Consider the following 18476-nt stretch of genomic DNA (forward strand, 5'->3'; position numbering starts at 1 on the left):
CAATGGCAACAATAGAATTTAGTTCTCACATTTTAAAACTTATTCTTATGAAAAAGATAAAATTATCTTTGGAAACGAGTTTCTGGGCAATCGATGAAATTGTAGATCCATTTAAGCTAATCAATGTTTTCTTTAATTATTGTACTATAGATATTTATAAAAATACACTCAGCGAGATTATGTTGTATGTAAATAAAGCTGAGGTCTGTAATAAAGAACGTCCGGGAGACCTTTTTGATTTTCATACTGCTGTCAGATCATTTATAAGAGGTGCGTATCTGCTAAACTTCAAAGCTAAAAGATGGGAAGTGAAAAAAGCTCCCAAAGATTGGCTAATCATTAGTCAGGGATCATTAAACAAACAAGAATATCAAAATCCATTTCTTGTATTTGAAAAAGCATTTGAATGTAAGACTTTAGAAGAGTACGAATTTTTTCTTAACGAAATTGTTCACGTATCGCTATCTCCTTATAAGGAACAATTTGATTATGACCTCATCAATCCACATATCCACTTAGTTAAGATGTTAGATGCAGCACAGATAATTAACGAAAGAGGTATTAAAAAAATCAAGAACAAGTAAATAAAAATCGTGTATAAAATATCCCTTACCTGAATAGAATATCTCTTATCCCTTTTTCAACTTTACTAAAGATAAAATTATTGATATGAAAAATAACACATCCTTTAGTAAAGAAAAACAGCTTGTACACACAAAAGAACAAGCTAAGATCGCATTAAATATTCTGGTTCAGAATTCTCAAGGAGAAGATCTTGAATTAGGTTTATTCCGCCTGCGTGACCAACTTAATAATCCCAGACTTACGGAACTGCTCGACAGCTATCCTGATTTGATTCAAGAATACGAATTGGAGAAATTGTTATCAGGAAAGATTGAGATCAAAGATGCAAGCAGGCGGGATGTCAAGACGGCAGGACTGTTGTCCTGCCTGTTATTACTCATTCACTTTTACTTTGATAAGAATAAGGATAATTTGAATAAATGCAATGTCGATGATGTGACTCAATTTGATAGCATAAATTATATAATTAATGCAATCACTTCCGAGGAATGTATTAATGAACTATTCCAACTAATATTATCATTAGTAGGGATAGATTACTTTAAGAAATATCAGGAAAAGATGAAAGACCCTGATTTTGTTTTGAAACAGACCGTAGGATTTGACAACGACCCCGAAATGGATAAGTATATTGATATGATGGTGTGGTTTGCCTTGATTCGTTTATTTATTGAAGCTATCTTTATATACTATGATAGTGGTTTTGAATCTAAAAATACTCAGTTATGAAAACACTAAATAAATCTCAATATTCAATTCTCGCCAATGAGTTTATTGAAAATACACTAGAGCAAATTATTAGGGATTATTCCATCGGTCAGGTATTCTTTAAGAAAGAAAAGAATTCAACTCGATCACACATTTTGGTTCAGCTCAATAAATTTGCTGATGTAGCGAAATTGCGTTCTAAAAGATGGGTGAAAGAATTTAGAGATCAGTATGAATTTTACTTTTATTTCATTGATTATTCAAGATTGGAATATCAATTGTCAAAAGGTCATCCTTTCATAGAGTACCATTGCCAACGATCTTCAATAATCTATCAAAATAAAGATTCAAGATCATCAATTTTGAAAGATAGGATTTGGAAAAAATACAAGAAGAAATTCAACCGATATGAAGATACTTTCCATCACGATCACGAAATTCGTAGGGTAAAAATTGAAAGACTTATTGCTGAGGATTCATATAACAGTGTTTTTACCTCTTTCGAAGAATTGATCCAATATGACTTAGAGTATTTACAGGAACTATACAGCGGAGACAGGGCAAGTGACATCGATCTGAACCAAAGAATAAATCAGTTGCTGATTTATCTTCCAGAACTACAATCCTATTTTGTAAAAAAGAATCCAAGTGAATATTTTATAACTGAACTTTTTGCAAAAGTAAAGAAAGCGATTGATGAAGATGATATTATTTACAATATAGAAATGTTTGAATCATTACGAATCATCGAGGATTCGCTTTTTACAATTATTGAAGCTCGATTCTACGAATTGAAACATCTGATCAAAAAGCAATATGAAAAAATTTATACGGTTGGTCAGGATATAATTCCAATAGACGAGTATCGAACAGATGAAATACTTGATAAGGCAATTGACAGAATCCTGACCTTTACCGAACTGGAACAGATCTATTTCTTTCATAAAACAACATATGGAGAAGTGACAACCTACTATTTACTTTTGATTGGTTTGAATGTAAATAATGAAAAAATAAAAGCCATTACTCACTCTTTGACGAGTATATTTGGAAAAGAGTACAAATTTTTATTGGTCGGTCACGATCGGTATTGGATTCAGAAGAATCTATATCAATATCAAAGCTTTTTTGTATCCATTATACAAGGCAAAAATTTGGTGTATTCCTCGGATAAATATCATCCCGAGCCACATTGGGAGATGCCTTATCATCCACAACACAGTGATCTTTACTTCCATTATAAGAGTACATTACAAAGTTCATTGCAGTTTTACAAATTGATTGATGGAGAGCAAGAAAATTATCTGGGAGTAGATAATATTTTCGCATTATTCCTCTTGTCCTTTTGCAGAACTTTCATCTATGTAAAAACGTTTTATCTCCCCAACTATATGACCAGCGAAGCCCTATGGAAATTATGCATCTACGCTGATAAGGAAATATACAAATACAACTATCTATTTGAGCAGTTTTCTAACAATATATTTTCTTTCACGGACTACAATATGAGTGTGCATCACAGTATAGGAAAAGTTGACACAGAGAAAGTAAATTGTATGAAAATGATTGTAGAAAAGTTGATGAATGAACTCAAGGTAACTGTGGTCGACGGTAAATTACTAGATAATTTTGAGATGAACTTAATATGAGATAAAACCGAAAATCCACTACTTGCAGAAAATAATTAAACTTAAAAAAAAAATTATCTAATTGAAGACTTTCTGTGCCTAACTATGCGGTAAGATGCATATCTCGTAATAAATGGAATTTCTCTGAATTATTTTTAGGGAAATTCTGCATTTATGTCTAAGGAAAAAGTGATCAAAAAAATACCAATAGAGGAAGTTATTGAATATTTCCGCTCTGAAGGTATGGAGCTTTCGAAAGAAGAAGCTGAATTGATAATGGAGTTTCTTTACAACCTTACATTGATGGTCATTAAAAAGTATTTCGATATTGATCAGAAATGATATTCCTTACTAGAATATCCGACTGATAAACCTGAAATTTTCTTATTTGACCATACTTACTATTATTCTACATAACTAAATTTTATAATTATGAAAACAGCAGATTTATATATACGTGTATCGACAGATGAACAGGCGGATAAAGGTTATTCCCAAAGAGATCAGGAAGAACGTCTCAGACGTTATTGTTCACAAAATAATTTAACTGTAGGAAATGTTATTTATGAAGACCATTCTGCAAAATCTTTTAACCGTCCTGAATGGAAGAAGCTTCTGATTGAACTTAAGAAAAAAGGTTCTAAAACCAATGTTATTTTGTTTACGAAATGGGATCGTTTTAGTAGAAACGCAGGCGATGCCTATCAGATGATAAGCATCCTTTCAAAGTTGGGTGTGGATTTACAAGCCGTTGAACAACCGCTTGATCTTTCCATCCCGGAAAACAAAATGATGTTGGCTATCTATTTGGCTGCGCCCGAGGTTGAAAATGACAGAAGAGCACTCAACGTATTTTATGGAATGAGAAGAGCTGTCAAAGAAGGGCGTGTTATGGGAAAAGCCCCATTTGGTTATGCAAATAAGATAACCGAGAATGGCAAGAAGTATATTGCAATCAAAGAACCGGAAGCAACAAAAATGAAGTGGGCATTCAATGAATTGGCTAAGGGCATCTATGCAAGCAATTCTATAAGAACAAAAATTAATGAGTCTTTGAGAAAAGGTGTAAGTAGAACATCTTTTCATATAGCCATTCGTAATCCGATTTATTGCGGTAAAGTATTTGTTCCAAAACATAAGGATGAGGAAGCCTGTTTTGTTGAAGGTCAACATGAACCATTGATTAGTGAAGAGCTTTTTGACAAGGTACAAGAAATACTAGATGGTAAAAAACGACCTCGGAGACCGAACACAAAAATCACTGTTCAGGAAAACTTTCCTCTTAGAGGATTTCTGACCTGCCCTAACTGCGGTAAAACAATTACTGCCAGTGCTTCAAAAGGTCGAAATAATAGATACTATTATTACCATTGTAATTCTACATGCGGATTCAGAGAAAGAGCCGAAATCGTCAATAAAGTTTTTGAAGATGGACTAATGGCATTAGAAATAAATGCACCAGTTAAAAAATATCTTAAAAAACTTTTGACTGAAAATTATAAGAACTTCATTAACGATCCATTAAAAGAAAAAAAGAAAATATCTGACGAAATTGATACTTTAAATAACAAATTATCTTTTGCTCGAAACAAGTTTCTTAGTGAGATAATTGATGATGATGAATATCTGGAGATTAAAAGAGAATGTAAAGACCTGATTTCAAGGTTGGAAGAAGAACTGAATAAAAGTTCAATCCCTCAAATTAGCAATATAGATAAACTGCTCGAACAAGCCTTAGAGACGCTTCAAAATATCGGAAAACACTATCAAGAAGGAGAAATTGAGGTAAAGCGTGCAATTATTGGTTCGATATTTCCTGAAAAATTGGAATTTGACGGAAAACATTATCGAACCGCCCGAATTAACTCCATAGCACACTATATATTTCAGATAAACAATGAGTTAGATGGTGTAAAAAAAAAGAGAAATGATCAAAATGATCATTTCTCCTTGAATGTAGAGAGGAAGGGATTCGAACCCTCGATACAGTTACCCGTATACTACCTTTCCAGGGTAGCTCCTTCAACCACTCGGACACCTCTCTATTTGAGACTGCAAAAATAACGGAATTTATTGAATTTCCAAATTAATAATGAAATTAGTATGAAATTTCTCCGCAAAGGCTTCTGCTGAAATTATCCGCGAAATTCCCTTTATAGTTCGGGTTATCGATGAGGTGCATGGCTTTGGTAATAGCACTTTCAGCCGTCATATCTCTTCCGCTGATGGCGCCGATTCTTGAAAAAATATTGCTGTTTTCATACTTTCCGAATGATATACCTCCTGAAATACACTGGCTTACGACGACGATTTCTGTTCCGCTATTCCTGATCTGTTGAAGAGTTTCCACTGTTTTTTCACTGCTGAAAATAGTTCCCGATCCAAACACCTGTAGAATCAGAACTTTCATTGTTGAAATTTCTTTAAAATGGCTCAGATTCATTCCAGGAAAAATTCTCCAGAAAATAATATCTTCCGAAATATGATCGTCAACATGGAAATCAATTGCAGGATCAGCGCGGTGAAGATTATCTTTTATAATATTTAAATGTACCCCTGATTGTCCAAGAATAGGATAATTCGGACTTGCATACGCATCGAAATACTCTGCAGAATATTTCAGGGTGCGGTTTCCTCTCAATAATTTATATTCAAAATAAATCGCAACTTCCTGGATTACGGCTTCATCGTTTTCATATAGGCTGGCATAATATAGGCTTGTCAAAAGGTTTTCTTTGGCATCGGTACGAAGATCTCCGATCGGGAGCTGTGATCCCGTAAGGATAACCGGTTTTTTAAGTCCTTTCAACATAAAGCTTAATGCTGAAGCGGTGTAAGACATAGTGTCTGTTCCGTGAAGTATCAGAAAGCCATCATAATTATTGTAATTTTTATAAATATAGTGGGCGATAATCTTCCATTCCTCCGGGCCCATATCGGATGAATCCAACGGTTTTGAAAAAGGATGAACGAAAACTTCACATTCCATCAGCGTCATTTCAGGCATTTTTTCAAAGATATTTCCAAAATCAAATGCGCGCAGGCTTCCGGTTTCATAATCTTTCTCCATACCGATGGTGCCGCCGGTATAGATCAAAAGGACTTTTCGTTTCATAGATGAATTTTATTAGAATTTCATACCTCTTTCAGGATGATTCCTCAAAATTACGTTAATTTGCAAAGATTTGAAAATGAATGGAAGATTTAGCAAAAACTTTTGAATATTTAAAACAGTTTTTAACGGAAGAAAGATTGAGAAAGATTGAACATTTTTCCCGTGAAAGCTCAGATTTTGTGCTGCCTGTGGTAGAAGATATTTATCAGTTCCGAAATGCAGCCGCTATTGTGCGTTCTGTAGAGGCGTGCGGTTTTCATAAAGTGGTAGCTTTGCAGGAAGAATATAGTTTTGAACCGAATCTTCGTGTCACAAAAGGTGCCGATACCTGGGTTGAAGTGGAAAAGCTTCCCCGAAATATGGAGTCTTTTCAGAAAATTAAGGATAGAGGCTATAAAATATTGGCTGTTTCACTGGAGAATAACGCCACCATGCTTCCCGATTATCAAATCACTGAGCCTGTCGCCTTGGTTTTCGGAACCGAAATGGAAGGCGTCTCCCAGGAAATTCTTGATTTTGCAGATGAAACGCTGGCTATTCCGATGTATGGTTTTACCAGAAGTTTTAATGTTTCGGTAGCAGCGTCCATCTGTATGTATGAGCTGAAACAAAAGCTTATAAAATCTGATCTCGATTATAAACTGAACGAAGAGAAACTGATGAAAATGAAGATTCGATGGGCTGTCAATTCTATTCGAAGCGGGCAGGAGATCTTTGAGAAGTATCTGAAGGATCATCAGCTTTCTGAAATTTTTGAATAACTTTTTCTTGTTTTTCTCTAAAACTCTCTGAGATTCTCGTTGTATTGTTCTTTTCATTCTTATTGCATTTTTTAAGATTACTGAGCTAAGATAGGATGAATTTCTTATTTTCAATCACTTGTGAAAACTATGACGCGATTTGACGGCTTTTGACGGGATTTGACGTATTTCGTAGGTACTTTCTTCGGGTCTTCTTCGGATCACCTTCGGGTCGGCTTCGGAAAAATGGTACTTTTTCCGAAGAGCTTCCGAAGAACACCCGAAGGATTGTCGAATAAATCTGATCATCTTTTGAGGATTTTTGTAATTTTTTTCGTTAGCGTGTTTTTATTAAAATGCCTTTATGAGAGATTAATTTTTGTTAAAAGTCACTTGAATAAGAATAAAAATAATCTGCTGTTACTAAGCTGTAAATATTATTCACCAGAGCTCTTTCTTGGCATTTTTTTGTTACTGTAAATTCTTTGTAATCTATGATTTTAGTTTCCTATTTTTTTATAATTTCGCTCCGGATGTAAAGAATATGATCCAACCTTAAAAGCAAAAACTGCATCTGCCATCATAATGCGGCACCTTTTGTCGTCGGTGAGCATTAGTTTTGTATAACAGGTTTATATTTCAATCCAAAATTTAAAATTAATAAAACAAAAAACCATGATAACAACAACTTCTATCCAGGCAATTTCTTGTAATTGCTCCACTTTTTTAAAGACAAACAAATCTTTAGTTTCTTAAAATTAACTTCATCACAAACAATAATATTAACTCTTTCAAACACTACGTATGAAAAGACTCTATTTCAGTGCATTAACTTTATGCACATTCCTGAGCGTTTCCGCCCAGGAAGTCATCTGGCAGAAAGACATCCAATCTTCGACACAGGATTTTCTTTCGCAGATTACCACAACTATTGACCAGCAGTATTTGATAACCGGAAGTTCCATTAGGGCTGGAAGCGGGATGATGGAAGCGGGAAGTAAAAGCCAGATGCCAGACGCCAACAGCCAGAAGCAGAATAATGGCTACGATTTCCATTTAATCAAGCTCAACCAACAAGGGGAAGAAGTCTGGGAAAAATATTTCTCGGGACAGAACCATGATTTTCTATCCGCTACGGTGAACACTCAGGAAGGTGGGTTTTTGCTGGCAGGCACGAGTTTCAGCGGGAAAGGTTTTGATAAAAAAGAGGATTCCAAAGGTGGATCTGATATCTGGTTGATCCGGATCAATGAATTCGGAGATGAATTGTGGCAGAAAACCATTGGTGGCGCTTCGGATGAAGAAGCCAGAGCGGTGATCCAGACGACGGATATGGGATTTTTTGTGGCGGGGAATGTTGCCTTCGGCTCCGCTCAGGCAACGGGACAATCAACGGATCAGCGTTCCCTGAGGCTCTCGAAGGGAACAGCAGGCTATGGTTCTAAAGATGTTCTGGTAGTACGGCTGGATAAAAACGGAAAGCAATTATCACAATTGGTGTTGGGCGGAAAAGGTTTGGATGAAGTTGAGAAGATGATTCCAACGAAGGATGGCGGGGCTTTGTTGGGCGTGTATTCAAGAAGTAGTGCGGTAACAATGAATGATAAGCAATCAATGATGAATGATGATTCTCAGAACACAAATTCTAATTCGGGAATCAATCATCAATTATCAATCATCAATCATGCTAAAGCCAGCGGCAACTATGGTGAAGGTGATTACTGGATCATTAAGCTTTCGAAAGACGGAAAAGTGGAATGGGAAAAGAACTTTGGCGGAAAAGGTGATGATCATTTAAGAACCTTGGCGTTGACTTCTACCGGATACTTAATCGGTGGCGAATCAAGATCGGAAAGATCGGGAAATAAAACAGTCGGTATTGAAGAAGGAACTGACCTTTGGCTGATTTCACTCGATGAAAGAGGGGAAGAAATCTGGCAGAAATCTTACAACTTCAAGAATAGGGATGTACTGATGGGGATGAGTGTGATCAGCGGGAAGATGGAAGATGGAAGCGGGAAGTCTAAAGGTATTTTGCTGGGTGGTTATACTCAGGCGGAAGGACGGATCGAAAGTGATGATGAAACGTTTTGGATGCTGTACCTGGACCAAAATGGAAATGAGCAGTGGAGAAAACATGTGAAGGGAGAATCAAAGAAAAAAGAAGAGAGGCTTTCAGATATTAAATTAAACAGAGACGGTTCAATTGTGTTGGCCGGAACAAGTGCAGAAGAACTGGGAAAAGAGAACTGGAAGATTGTAAAATTGGGAGACAAGCAGATTGATCAGCTGATCGAAAAGCAGGATATTAAGATTTATCCGAATCCGGTGAGTGATTATGCATATGTGGAAATCAATATGGATGCTGGAAGCGGGATGCTGGGAGATGGGAAGACTGAAGCGGAGATTACGGTGTATGATATGGGCGGAAGACAGCTGCAGAGTGTAAAAACGAAGAATAAGGTAACGAAGATCAATACGCAGGCGCTAGTGCAGGGAGCGTACCTGGTGAGCGTGAAAACAAATGAGAATAAAACAGCGAGCGCTAAAATTATTAAGAAATAATACTAATATGAAAAAAATATATTTGCTATTTATAGCTTTAATTTATAATTTTTTATTATCACAGGGAACTGAATTGCCAAAAGTTATTTCGCCATCACCTAATGTAAGTTCGCTCAGAAAATATGGTGAAATCCCTGTAAATAACTATACTGGAGTACCAAGTAACATTATACCTTTATATACAGTAAAATCAGGAAATATTAAAATTCCAATTTCAGTATCGTATCATTCGTCGGGTATTAAAGTTACTGATGAAGCAAGTTGGGTTGGATTAGGCTGGTCATTAAATGCAGGCGGAGTAATAACTAGACAAGTACGTGGAATGGACGACTTTGGCTCTGGCGGATATCTCCGGTATGGAATGTATACTTTCCCTCCACAGTCAAATACTTTTACTATTATGAATACCTATCAAAGGATAAAATATAGTCTTTATCCTTATAGTACAAATTATCCTCCAAGTGTTCACGAAATTATGACACCTGCAATGAAAGCATATTTAGGGGGGTATATATCATCACAAGTATTTGGATCAAATGGATTAGATTCTTATGGTTATCTTTCGGATATGGATCCTTTAGTAGGACCTCAAGATGGAGAACCTGATATATATCATTTTAACTTTTTGGGATTTTCAGGTAAACTTTTAGTCAAAAAGAATTCAACCGGTGGATTGAAAATTGTGTCAACAGAAGATGGACAATTAAGCTTTAGCTATAATATAGATACTAAAAAATGGACGGTAAAAGATATCCATGGTATGGAATATGAATTTGGCGTACTAGAATATTCAAGATCAAGACAAAAGACCTGTAATCAATCAGAAGAGTATGTAAGCGAAACCAATATAACAGGATGGTATATTAATAAGATAAAATCACCTACTGGCGAAGAGGTTACATTTGAATATTTATATGATAATCCTTCATCGATTGGAGGTGTAAATATTGTAAGTCCAAATGGGATTGAGGAGCAAGGAAATATTCAGTGGAAAAAATCGATAGAAGCAGGAGACACTAAAAGCTATTTTACAACTAATACAGCGGGTCTTTGCTTACCAGAGAGTCAGATATATAATAGAACTATCAAAAACTATACGGAAAGTTATGAAAAATATTTGAAAAGAATTAATTTTAAAGAAGGCTACATAGATTTTGCAATGAATTCAAACAACAGAGATGATCGTAAGCCATCTTCAAGTGGTATTTCAATAGGTTCATTGAATAATTTCACAGTGTATGACAAGGATAATAATATGATTGAAAGAGTTGGATTTATAACAAGCTATTTTAATCAGGATAAAATAAACCTAACAAATAAACAAGATTATTTACGTTTAAAATTAGATGCTGTTGTTTTGCATTCAACTAGCAATAATCCACAATGGTATAGATTTCAATATAATGATATTCCACTGCCTCCAAAAGACAGCTATTCTGTAGATTAATGGGGATATTACAATGGTGCAGCAAATAATAATATTCAAAGATATAAATTTCAACCAATTTCTTCTTCTACATTTTTTTTAGAAATTTCTGAGTATTTTAATAAAAGCTTGTCAACACTTATTCCTTATTATGATTATATTGATAATGATCTTGTAGTAAGATTAGACGGAGCAAATCGTAATCCCAATGCAGATTTCATAGAGACAGGTATTTTAAAAACTATTTATTACCCTACAGGAGGCAGAACAAACTTTGAATATGAGCCTAACACTTACTATAAATCTGATGGTAAAAATATATCTGAAGTAACTTATGATGTAGCGGCTTTAGGCACAACTGAAAAAACTTTTACTATTTCTGAAAAATCATTTGTAAAGGTAGAATATAATTTTAAAAATAATTCTTCGCCTTATGAATATAGTGATACTCAAATATATCCTAAGGTATTAGCAACAGACGTTTCACTGGAAAGACAAGGTGGAGCCGTCGGTAAAATCCGGTTTCTACCTTCCAAAACCCTATCAGGACCAAATAATTTGGAATATTTTTCAAGACAGACTAAAACATCTATTGCGGTGCTTTTGGATCCTGGAACATACAAAATAAAGACAAATAATGGAGGATTTATCTATTTTGATCTTAGTTTGAAAGCAACAGTACAGAATAAGTATACTTCTGTAAATCAAATAGGAGCTGGTTTAAGAATTAAGTCGATCAAAAATATAGATGGAACAGGAAATTTACAAGAAAAATTGTTTTCATATAACATCACAGATGGTAATAGTTCTGGAAAAATTATGAGTCCATTATTTAATTTCTATAATGCAACTAGCTATATGGAAGGATACATGTCAGATCCTCCTTCTTTACCTTATTTTGCAGATATGGAATCTGCTTTTATAAATTCTTTAAAGACTCCTATTTATAAGAGAAATCAACCTATTGCTAACTTTATCGAAGCTTCTGGAAGCAGTTTTCTGCCATTAGGAAATTCAGCAGCAGGCCAATCAATCGGATATAGCCAGGTAACTGTAAGTAATGTTAATGCTGTTCCATTCTCATTTCAAAAAAATATAGGAAAATCAGTATATAGATATAATAATTTTCCAGATGTTCTATTTGGCACCTTTGTACCTTACGTAAAAAAAGATAGACAATATGATGAAAACGGACAATTAATAAATGAATACCATTATGATAGTACGGATAATTTACTATCTGAAAAAGAATATACGTACAATCTTGGAGAATCTTTTAATATACCGGGACTAAGAATTATGAGAAGTTCATCCCCTTATTGCTTTATCAATCCCTTTGGTGCAAATAATGGCTCAATGTCTCCTCCTTGTGATGAAATGGTGAAAGGTGTTATTTTTGATCGATTTTATGAGGAAAAGATTAACTGGTGGTATCCGAATAAAATTATAGAAAAAAATTATCCCTCTGTCGGAGGTACACCTGTTATTACTACAAAAAATTTCTCTTACGATAACACCAATCATAAACAAATAACAAAGGAAGAAACTATTTTTCCAGATGGGTCAACTGCTAAGAAGACTTATCAATATGCAGATGAGATGGATAATCAATTAATGAAATCAAAAAACATGATTGGTATTCCATTGGTTAGTTCAACCCAAAAAACAATTGACGGAACAACAAAAACTTTGCAAAAAGTAGAAACTTATTTCCCGAAAACTTCGGCAGAGACTTCCTCGACCAATGGACTTTTGCTGCCGTTATCTACAAAAATATATGCATTAGATAACCTTGCTTCTCCAAATAATTTTGTAACATATGATAAATATGATTCTAACGGGAATATCCTTCAATATTCAGAAAAAGGTATTAGCCCAGTATCATTTATCTGGGGATATAATAAAACTCTTCCTATTATAAAAATTGAAGGTATGGGCTATGATGTATTAATGGGGATTTCCGGGATTAGCACCTTAGTTGATGATCTGATTGCTAAATCAAATCAAGATACTGATGTAAATTCTGAAAATCTTTTAATTCAGAAACTAGATGCTTTCCGCAACAATTCAAATCTTTCCAATTATCAAATCACTACCTATACTTATAAACCCTTAATTGGTATTACAAGTGTAACACCACCAAGCGGGATTCGCGAAATGTATGTATATGATGATAATAACCGTTTGAAGCAGGTAGTTGATATGAATGGAAATATTTTGAAAGAAAACAAATATAACTATTCTAATATCATGGTAGATAATCCAACAATATTAAATATTGTTGGACCAAATATTATAGGAAATACAAATGCAACGGCTACGTATACATTTACAATGCCTAATATGCCTACTGACTTACATTATTACTGGTCTATCAACCCGAGTGTAGGTGCCAGCTATCCAATGCCTTATGATAGTCCCACTGTGAGTACTACTTTTACAAATTCTGGTGTGTATACTATTAAACTCGTTGCTTATAAAGCTTCATCGGGACAATCAATTAGTGTATCAAAAATTATAAATGTAAATATGAGTTCTCCATCTCCACCATACAATGGTTCTACCTTGAATGCAATAGATCCTACAGTTTTTCAAACGAGTGGTTTATATCTCAATGGAAACAGTGTATCCGGATATTTTGTATTCAGACCCGGGATTTTTACGGGGACAAAAGATATTGCTCTTATTCCTTCAGATAAAATTCCTCTAACAGACAGAACAGTAAATTATTCTGAAATAAACTCAGCTGTGGGGATTAACAGACAGTGGACTTTCACATTTAAAACTACAGGCGTTTTGAGTGCATCTTACAATGGTACGCCACTTACCGGTACCACAGATATAACAATTAACTCTTTCCAATATCAAAAACAATAACCGATGAAAAAAATATTAATCCCTGTAGGTGCTTTGCTGTTGTCCGGACTGGCGAATGCCCAGAATCAATCCAGTACAACAGAGAATTTTGTTTACACAAAGACTTATTTAGATTATAATGGAACTACCGCTACGAAAACCTCGGAAACCGTACAGTATTTTGATGGCTTAGGAAGACCCAAGCAGGTAGTGAATGTCAAAGCCTCTCCGCAAGGCAAAGATGTGGTAACCCATATCGAATACGACGGCTTCGGAAGACAGGTAAAAGACTACCTTCCGGTACCCCAGCAGGGAACACAAAACGGAGGAATTTATACGTCTCCATTGAGCAATGCTACCCAACCTAACCTTTACGGTTCCGAGAAGATCTTTTCAGAGAAAATCCTGGAAAACTCACCCTTGGATAGGATCCTACAACAGAAACAGGTAGGTACTGCCTGGGATACGAAGCCGGTCCAGTTTGGTTATGATGCCAACACAACAGCGGATGAGGTGAAAAAATACACCACGGTGACCACCTGGGAAAACGGAGCCACAAAAAGTACCATCACCCAAAGTACTGTTTATGGTGATGCTCAATTGTATAAAAACACGGTAGCGGATGAAGACGGCAACCAGACCATTGAATTCAAGAATGGAGAGGGACAGGTGTTGTTGGTCAGAAAAATGCTTAATGCCACAGAAAAAGCCGATACGTATTATGTGTACAATGAATACAATCAGTTGACTTTTGTTATTCCTCCTCTTGCTGATATTTCAGGGGATACCGATGAGACAACCTTAAATAACCTTTGTTATCAGTACAAATACGACGGAAGAAACCGTCTGGTAGAAAAGAAGCTTCCGGGCAAAGGCTGGGAATACATGGTATATGATAAGCAAGATAGGCTGGTGATGACCCAGGATGCTAATATGGGAAGCACCAAGCAGTGGCTTTTCACCAAATATGATCAGTATGGCAGGGTGGCCTACACAGGTATTTATACAAGTTCTGCAAATTATGATGGTCAGGGAAGGGCTTCGGAACAGGCGAATGTTGACTCCAGGGGCAGCAATAATGTAACGCGGTCTGCTGCAATAGGCTTTAACAACAGCAACATGAATGTGTATTATGATAATTCAGCTTCCAGCAGTTATCCCAACACCATTACCAAGCTTTTAAGCATTAATTACTATGATACTTATCCGTCAGGATCACCTGCTGCCACCAATGTTTTTGCACAGTCCCTTTTAACAGATAATGCAGCAAACGGAATTTCCACCAAAGGACTTCCTGTAGCTAATTATGTAAAAAATATTGAAAATGATGGCTGGACCAGGAATTATACTTGGTATGATACCAAAGGCAGGGTAATCGGAGTCCATTCGGTAAATTATCTTGGAGGATATACCAAAACAGAAACCCTGCTGGATTTTGCAGGAATTCCACAAAAGACCAATACCTATCACAAAAGGGATGGAAATATGGTAGAAGTTCAGGTGAAGGAAAGATTTGTATATAATGCACAGAATATGCTTTTGAAGCACTATCATCAGGTAGATAATAATGCAGAGGAACTCTTAACCGAAAACAGCTATAATGAGAAAAGTCAGTTGATCAACAAAAAAGTTGGGAATAATCTTCAGAGCATCGATTACGCCTACAATATCCGTGGCTGGATGACCGGCATCAATCCGGCGGTAATAGCATCCATGGAAAACAAGCTTTTCGGTTACGATATCCGGTACCAGAATCCTACAAATACTCAGCTGTCCCCCGCAAGGTATAATGGTAATATATCCGAAGTGAACTGGAGGACAACTGCAAACGGAATCCTGAAAAGATATGCTTACCAATATGATGGGCTGAACCGTCTTACGAAGGGAACCTTTTTAAATCCGGATAATGCGGAACCTGAAAGCAAATGGAATAATGAGACGGTAAATTACGATATCAACGGGAATATAACTCGTCTCAGAAGAAATGCTAAAAGTTTTTACAATGGCAATGCAGAGCTTATTGATGATCTGGTGTACGAATATTCCGGCAACCAGCTAATGAGTGTTAATGACAAAACTGACAACCCTACAGGCTATGAAGGAGGCGGAAACCCGATGGAATATGATGCCAACGGGAATATGAAAACGATGCCGGATAAGCAGATTCATACTATTGGATATAATCATCTTAACCTTCCCAATGCGCTTAAGATAGAGGAAAATAAAAAGAAAATGATCTATCTGTACCGTGCCGACGGAACCAAGCTGAGAAAGACATTTAACTTCCTGAAACAGGATGGCTCTGTCTACACTACCATTACCGATTACCTGGACGGATTCCAGTATCTGAGCACAGCAGGAAATCCCCCGAATGAGCTTGATCCTATAGAATACGCCTACGAACAAGAATCTTTTATAAAGGAAGCAGCGGTGAAAAATCCTACCCCTACCCTTAATTTTTTCCCAACTGCTGAAGGGTTTTATGATTATGAAAAAAAGGAGTACATTTACCAGTATAAAGATCATTTAGGAAACGTACGGGTAAGCTATAAAAAAATAGCGGGCGGCATTGAGATTACGGATCAGAATGATTATTATCCTTTCGGGATGAATATCCCAAGGGAAGAAAAAGCGGTCTTTGGGAAAAGTAGTTTGTATAATTACAAGTACAGTGGGAAAGAGCTGCAAGAGACCGGAATGTACGATTATGGAGCAAGATTTTATATGCCGGATATTGGAAGATGGGGTGTCGTTGATCCTGCCGCTGAATTAGGAAGAAGATTTTCACCCTATAATTATGCCTTTGATAACCCAATAATGTTTGTTGACCCTGATGGAATGTGGCCTTGGCCAACTTGGAACCAGGTTAAAAAATTTGCAAGTGGATATGCTAAAGGAGCTTGGTCGACTGCGGGAAATATGGTAAAAGGAGTTGCAACAAGTACATATACAGGTATTACGGGAGGATTCAGAGAAGCTAAAAAGGTTTATAATGCATATCAAACGGGAGGTGCGAAAGCGGCGGCGAAACAGTATGTGAATTCCGTTTATGAAACCAGCGGAGCCAAGGCTATTGTGGAAACTGCAAAAGGCGTAGCAAAAGGAGATGCAGAATCTATAGGATCTGCAGTTGTTACTGTAGTTGCTGCAGTTGTTACTCATAAAGCAGCAGGAGGGAAAGTAGCAACTGCTACTGAAGCAGAGACAGCTTCAGTGTCAAAAACAGTAACTGTTACACAGGAATCTGTTACGCAAGCATTACAGGATTCAAATTTACAAACTGCTCAAGGTGTTGTTTCCGGACCTATGGTTGAAAGATATGTTCAAATGGCACAAGATGGAAATACTGCACCTCCAATAAAGGTTACAAGCGATGGTGTAATTGTAGATGGAAATCACAGATATGTAGCCGGGAAATTAACAGGTAATGAACCAGCCCAAGTTCCAGGAACTTTATCTCCAAGCCAACAATCTAAAGTTCAACCCGTCCAAAATACAAAAGTTGATCCGAATGATTGGGGTGGACATTAAAATTAATTTATTATGATTATATACTGTGAAAATGATAATGAAATAAGAATACCATATGATAAATTAGATGGAGTCCTTATAGAGAATTTAGAATTACATAGAGCAAAGCTTGAGAATATGAATTTAAGTAATACAAGTTTTTTTAAGTCAAACCTTAGAGGAGCATTTTTATTCAACTCAAATTTGATAAATTCAAATCTTTCTTTAACTAAATTAATAACCTCAGATTTAAGAGATACCTTGCTATTAGGCTCCAATTTATCTGAAAGTATAGCTTCATACTGTGATTTTAGTCATGCAAAATTGCAAGGAGCTAATTTAGGAGGGGCTAAAATTGACTTTGCAAACTTTACAGGTGCAAACTTATCTAGTGCAAATATGCTTTGTATTGATATTGAAAAAGCGATATTTAAAGATACTGTATATAATACTGAAACTATTTGGCCTGAAGGTTTTGATCCTTCAAGTAATGGATGTATGCTGTTATAAATGTCTTCGTTCCCACGCGATTTATTGTGTGACAGATAAATAAGAACCCACCGCAATTGCGGTGGGTTACTAAACTTCGAAAACAATAAGTATATCTACAACAATGTAGACCATTTAGGAAATACAAGGTTGAGTTATTTCAATAATGGCAGCAGCATAGAAGTTCTTGAAGAAAACAATTATTATCCGTTTGGGTTGAAGCACGAAGGGTATAATGCGTTGGCAGGGAATTCTGCTTATCAGTACAAGTACAATGGTAAGGAACTTCAAGAGACGGGAATGTATGATTATGGCGCAAGATTCTATATGCCGGATATTGGAAGATGGGGAGTCGTGGATCCGCTGAGCGAAAAGGGACATAATTTTTCTCCATACAATTATGCCATAAATAATCCTATTAGATTTATTGATCCCGACGGTTTATGGATAGGTATTATAGACGAGGGTAATCGATATCGTTATTCTAATGGACAGACACAACAACAAATAGATGGAAAATGGCAAGCAATTGATAAAAATGTCCAGTTATCTGATAACGTTGTTGCAATTGTTGCAGGTTTACAAGCTTTAGAAAATGGTGGAGATGCGGGAAGAGATTTGGTTTCTTATTTTGATAATGATAAGCATGATGTCAACATTATGTATGATAAAGGAAATACCGGGGAAGCAGGATATAAGCAATCTGATCCAATTAAAATAGATCCTAAAGAAAGAACCAAGACACCAACCGCATTTGATCTTAAAGAATCTCCATTTTTCGTAAGTCTGGGACATGAATTAGGTCATAAAAGAGACGAAAATAACTATCTTCTTAGTGGAAATTGGTTTGGGGT

At 35.9% G+C, this 18476-nt stretch carries 11 protein-coding genes, 1 tRNA gene and 2 pseudogenes; 12 read left to right on the forward strand and 2 right to left on the reverse strand.

Annotation, left to right across the window (positions count from 1 at the left end):
* Nucleotides 1–47: 47 nt before the first annotated feature.
* From BMW64_RS12785 to BMW64_RS20925, 5 genes and pseudogenes are all read left to right on the forward strand, one after another.
* Nucleotides 48–584: a hypothetical protein gene (locus BMW64_RS12785; protein ID WP_143052697.1), complete on the forward strand. Its 537-nt coding sequence runs from the start codon at nucleotides 48–50 to the stop codon at nucleotides 582–584.
* An 85-nt stretch (nucleotides 585–669) separates the two neighbouring features.
* Nucleotides 670–1314: a hypothetical protein gene (locus tag BMW64_RS12790; protein WP_090000344.1), complete on the forward strand. Its 645-nt coding sequence runs from the start codon at nucleotides 670–672 to the stop codon at nucleotides 1312–1314.
* Nucleotides 1311–2942: a hypothetical protein gene (locus BMW64_RS12795; RefSeq protein WP_090000345.1), complete on the forward strand. Its 1632-nt coding sequence runs from the start codon at nucleotides 1311–1313 to the stop codon at nucleotides 2940–2942. Before BMW64_RS12790 ends, BMW64_RS12795 begins: the two co-directional genes overlap by 4 nt.
* A 153-nt stretch (nucleotides 2943–3095) precedes the next feature.
* Entirely contained in the window at nucleotides 3096–3263 is a 168-nt protein-coding gene (locus BMW64_RS20705) for a hypothetical protein (RefSeq protein ID WP_177175288.1), read from the forward strand.
* Nucleotides 3264–3353: 90 nt separating this feature from the next.
* Nucleotides 3354–4289, forward strand: a pseudogene (locus tag BMW64_RS20925) (recombinase family protein); the annotation flags it as partial.
* A 589-nt stretch (nucleotides 4290–4878) separates the two neighbouring features.
* Here the strand turns inward: BMW64_RS20925 and BMW64_RS12805 are convergent.
* Nucleotides 4879–4965: transfer RNA gene (locus BMW64_RS12805), tRNA-Ser, on the reverse strand.
* A gap of 54 nt (nucleotides 4966–5019) precedes the next feature.
* A complete protein-coding gene (locus BMW64_RS12810) occupies nucleotides 5020–6036 on the reverse strand; it encodes an asparaginase (protein WP_090000346.1) in 1017 nt (338 codons plus the stop codon).
* Between the two features lie 80 nt (nucleotides 6037–6116).
* On the opposite strand from BMW64_RS12810, the gene BMW64_RS12815 reads away from it, so the two are divergent.
* From BMW64_RS12815 to BMW64_RS20930, 7 genes and pseudogenes are all read left to right on the forward strand, one after another.
* Nucleotides 6117–6797, forward strand: a complete 681-nt coding sequence (locus tag BMW64_RS12815; RefSeq protein ID WP_090000347.1) for a TrmH family RNA methyltransferase — start codon at nucleotides 6117–6119, stop codon at nucleotides 6795–6797.
* Between the two features lie 783 nt (nucleotides 6798–7580).
* The gene (locus BMW64_RS12820) at nucleotides 7581–9341 is read left to right on the forward strand and encodes a T9SS type A sorting domain-containing protein (RefSeq protein ID WP_090000348.1); all 1761 of its coding nucleotides are present in this window, start codon (nucleotides 7581–7583) and stop codon (nucleotides 9339–9341) included.
* Between the two features lie 7 nt (nucleotides 9342–9348).
* Complete coding sequence (locus BMW64_RS12825) at nucleotides 9349–10788, forward strand: hypothetical protein (RefSeq protein ID WP_143052698.1); 1440 nt, start codon at nucleotides 9349–9351, stop codon at nucleotides 10786–10788.
* A gap of 108 nt (nucleotides 10789–10896) precedes the next feature.
* The gene (locus BMW64_RS12830; protein WP_090000350.1) at nucleotides 10897–13644 is read left to right on the forward strand and encodes a PKD domain-containing protein; all 2748 of its coding nucleotides are present in this window, start codon (nucleotides 10897–10899) and stop codon (nucleotides 13642–13644) included.
* A 3-nt stretch (nucleotides 13645–13647) separates the two neighbouring features.
* Nucleotides 13648–17154, forward strand: a complete 3507-nt coding sequence (locus BMW64_RS12835) for a DUF6443 domain-containing protein (RefSeq protein WP_090000351.1) — start codon at nucleotides 13648–13650, stop codon at nucleotides 17152–17154.
* A 12-nt stretch (nucleotides 17155–17166) separates the two neighbouring features.
* Nucleotides 17167–17643 carry a pentapeptide repeat-containing protein gene (locus BMW64_RS12840; protein WP_090000352.1) on the forward strand — a complete coding sequence of 159 codons (477 nt, stop codon included), beginning with the start codon at nucleotides 17167–17169 and terminating at the stop codon, nucleotides 17641–17643.
* Between the two features lie 81 nt (nucleotides 17644–17724).
* Nucleotides 17725–18066, forward strand: a pseudogene (locus tag BMW64_RS20930) (RHS repeat domain-containing protein); the annotation flags it as partial.
* Between the last annotated feature and the right edge of the window lie 410 nt (nucleotides 18067–18476).

It is taken from the genome of Chryseobacterium taichungense (assembly GCF_900109935.1).
GTDB lineage: Bacteria > Bacteroidota > Bacteroidia > Flavobacteriales > Weeksellaceae > Chryseobacterium > Chryseobacterium taichungense.

What these genes read in the sequence shown, in the direction of transcription:
- BMW64_RS12785 (WP_143052697.1), top strand. Translation starts at nt 48, where the DNA reads ATGAAAAAGATAAAATTATCTTTGGAAACGAGTTTCTGGGCAATCGAT.
- BMW64_RS12790 (WP_090000344.1), top strand. Translation starts at nt 670, where the DNA reads ATGAAAAATAACACATCCTTTAGTAAAGAAAAACAGCTTGTACACACA.
- BMW64_RS12795 (WP_090000345.1), top strand. Translation starts at nt 1,311, where the DNA reads ATGAAAACACTAAATAAATCTCAATATTCAATTCTCGCCAATGAGTTT.
- BMW64_RS20705 (WP_177175288.1), top strand. Translation starts at nt 3,096, where the DNA reads ATGTCTAAGGAAAAAGTGATCAAAAAAATACCAATAGAGGAAGTTATT.
- BMW64_RS12810 (WP_090000346.1), bottom strand. Translation starts at nt 6,036, where the DNA reads ATGAAACGAAAAGTCCTTTTGATCTATACCGGCGGCACCATCGGTATG.
- BMW64_RS12815 (WP_090000347.1), top strand. Translation starts at nt 6,117, where the DNA reads ATGGAAGATTTAGCAAAAACTTTTGAATATTTAAAACAGTTTTTAACG.
- BMW64_RS12820 (WP_090000348.1), top strand. Translation starts at nt 7,581, where the DNA reads ATGAAAAGACTCTATTTCAGTGCATTAACTTTATGCACATTCCTGAGC.
- BMW64_RS12825 (WP_143052698.1), top strand. Translation starts at nt 9,349, where the DNA reads ATGAAAAAAATATATTTGCTATTTATAGCTTTAATTTATAATTTTTTA.
- BMW64_RS12835 (WP_090000351.1), top strand. Translation starts at nt 13,648, where the DNA reads ATGAAAAAAATATTAATCCCTGTAGGTGCTTTGCTGTTGTCCGGACTG.
- BMW64_RS12840 (WP_090000352.1), top strand. Translation starts at nt 17,167, where the DNA reads ATGATTATATACTGTGAAAATGATAATGAAATAAGAATACCATATGAT.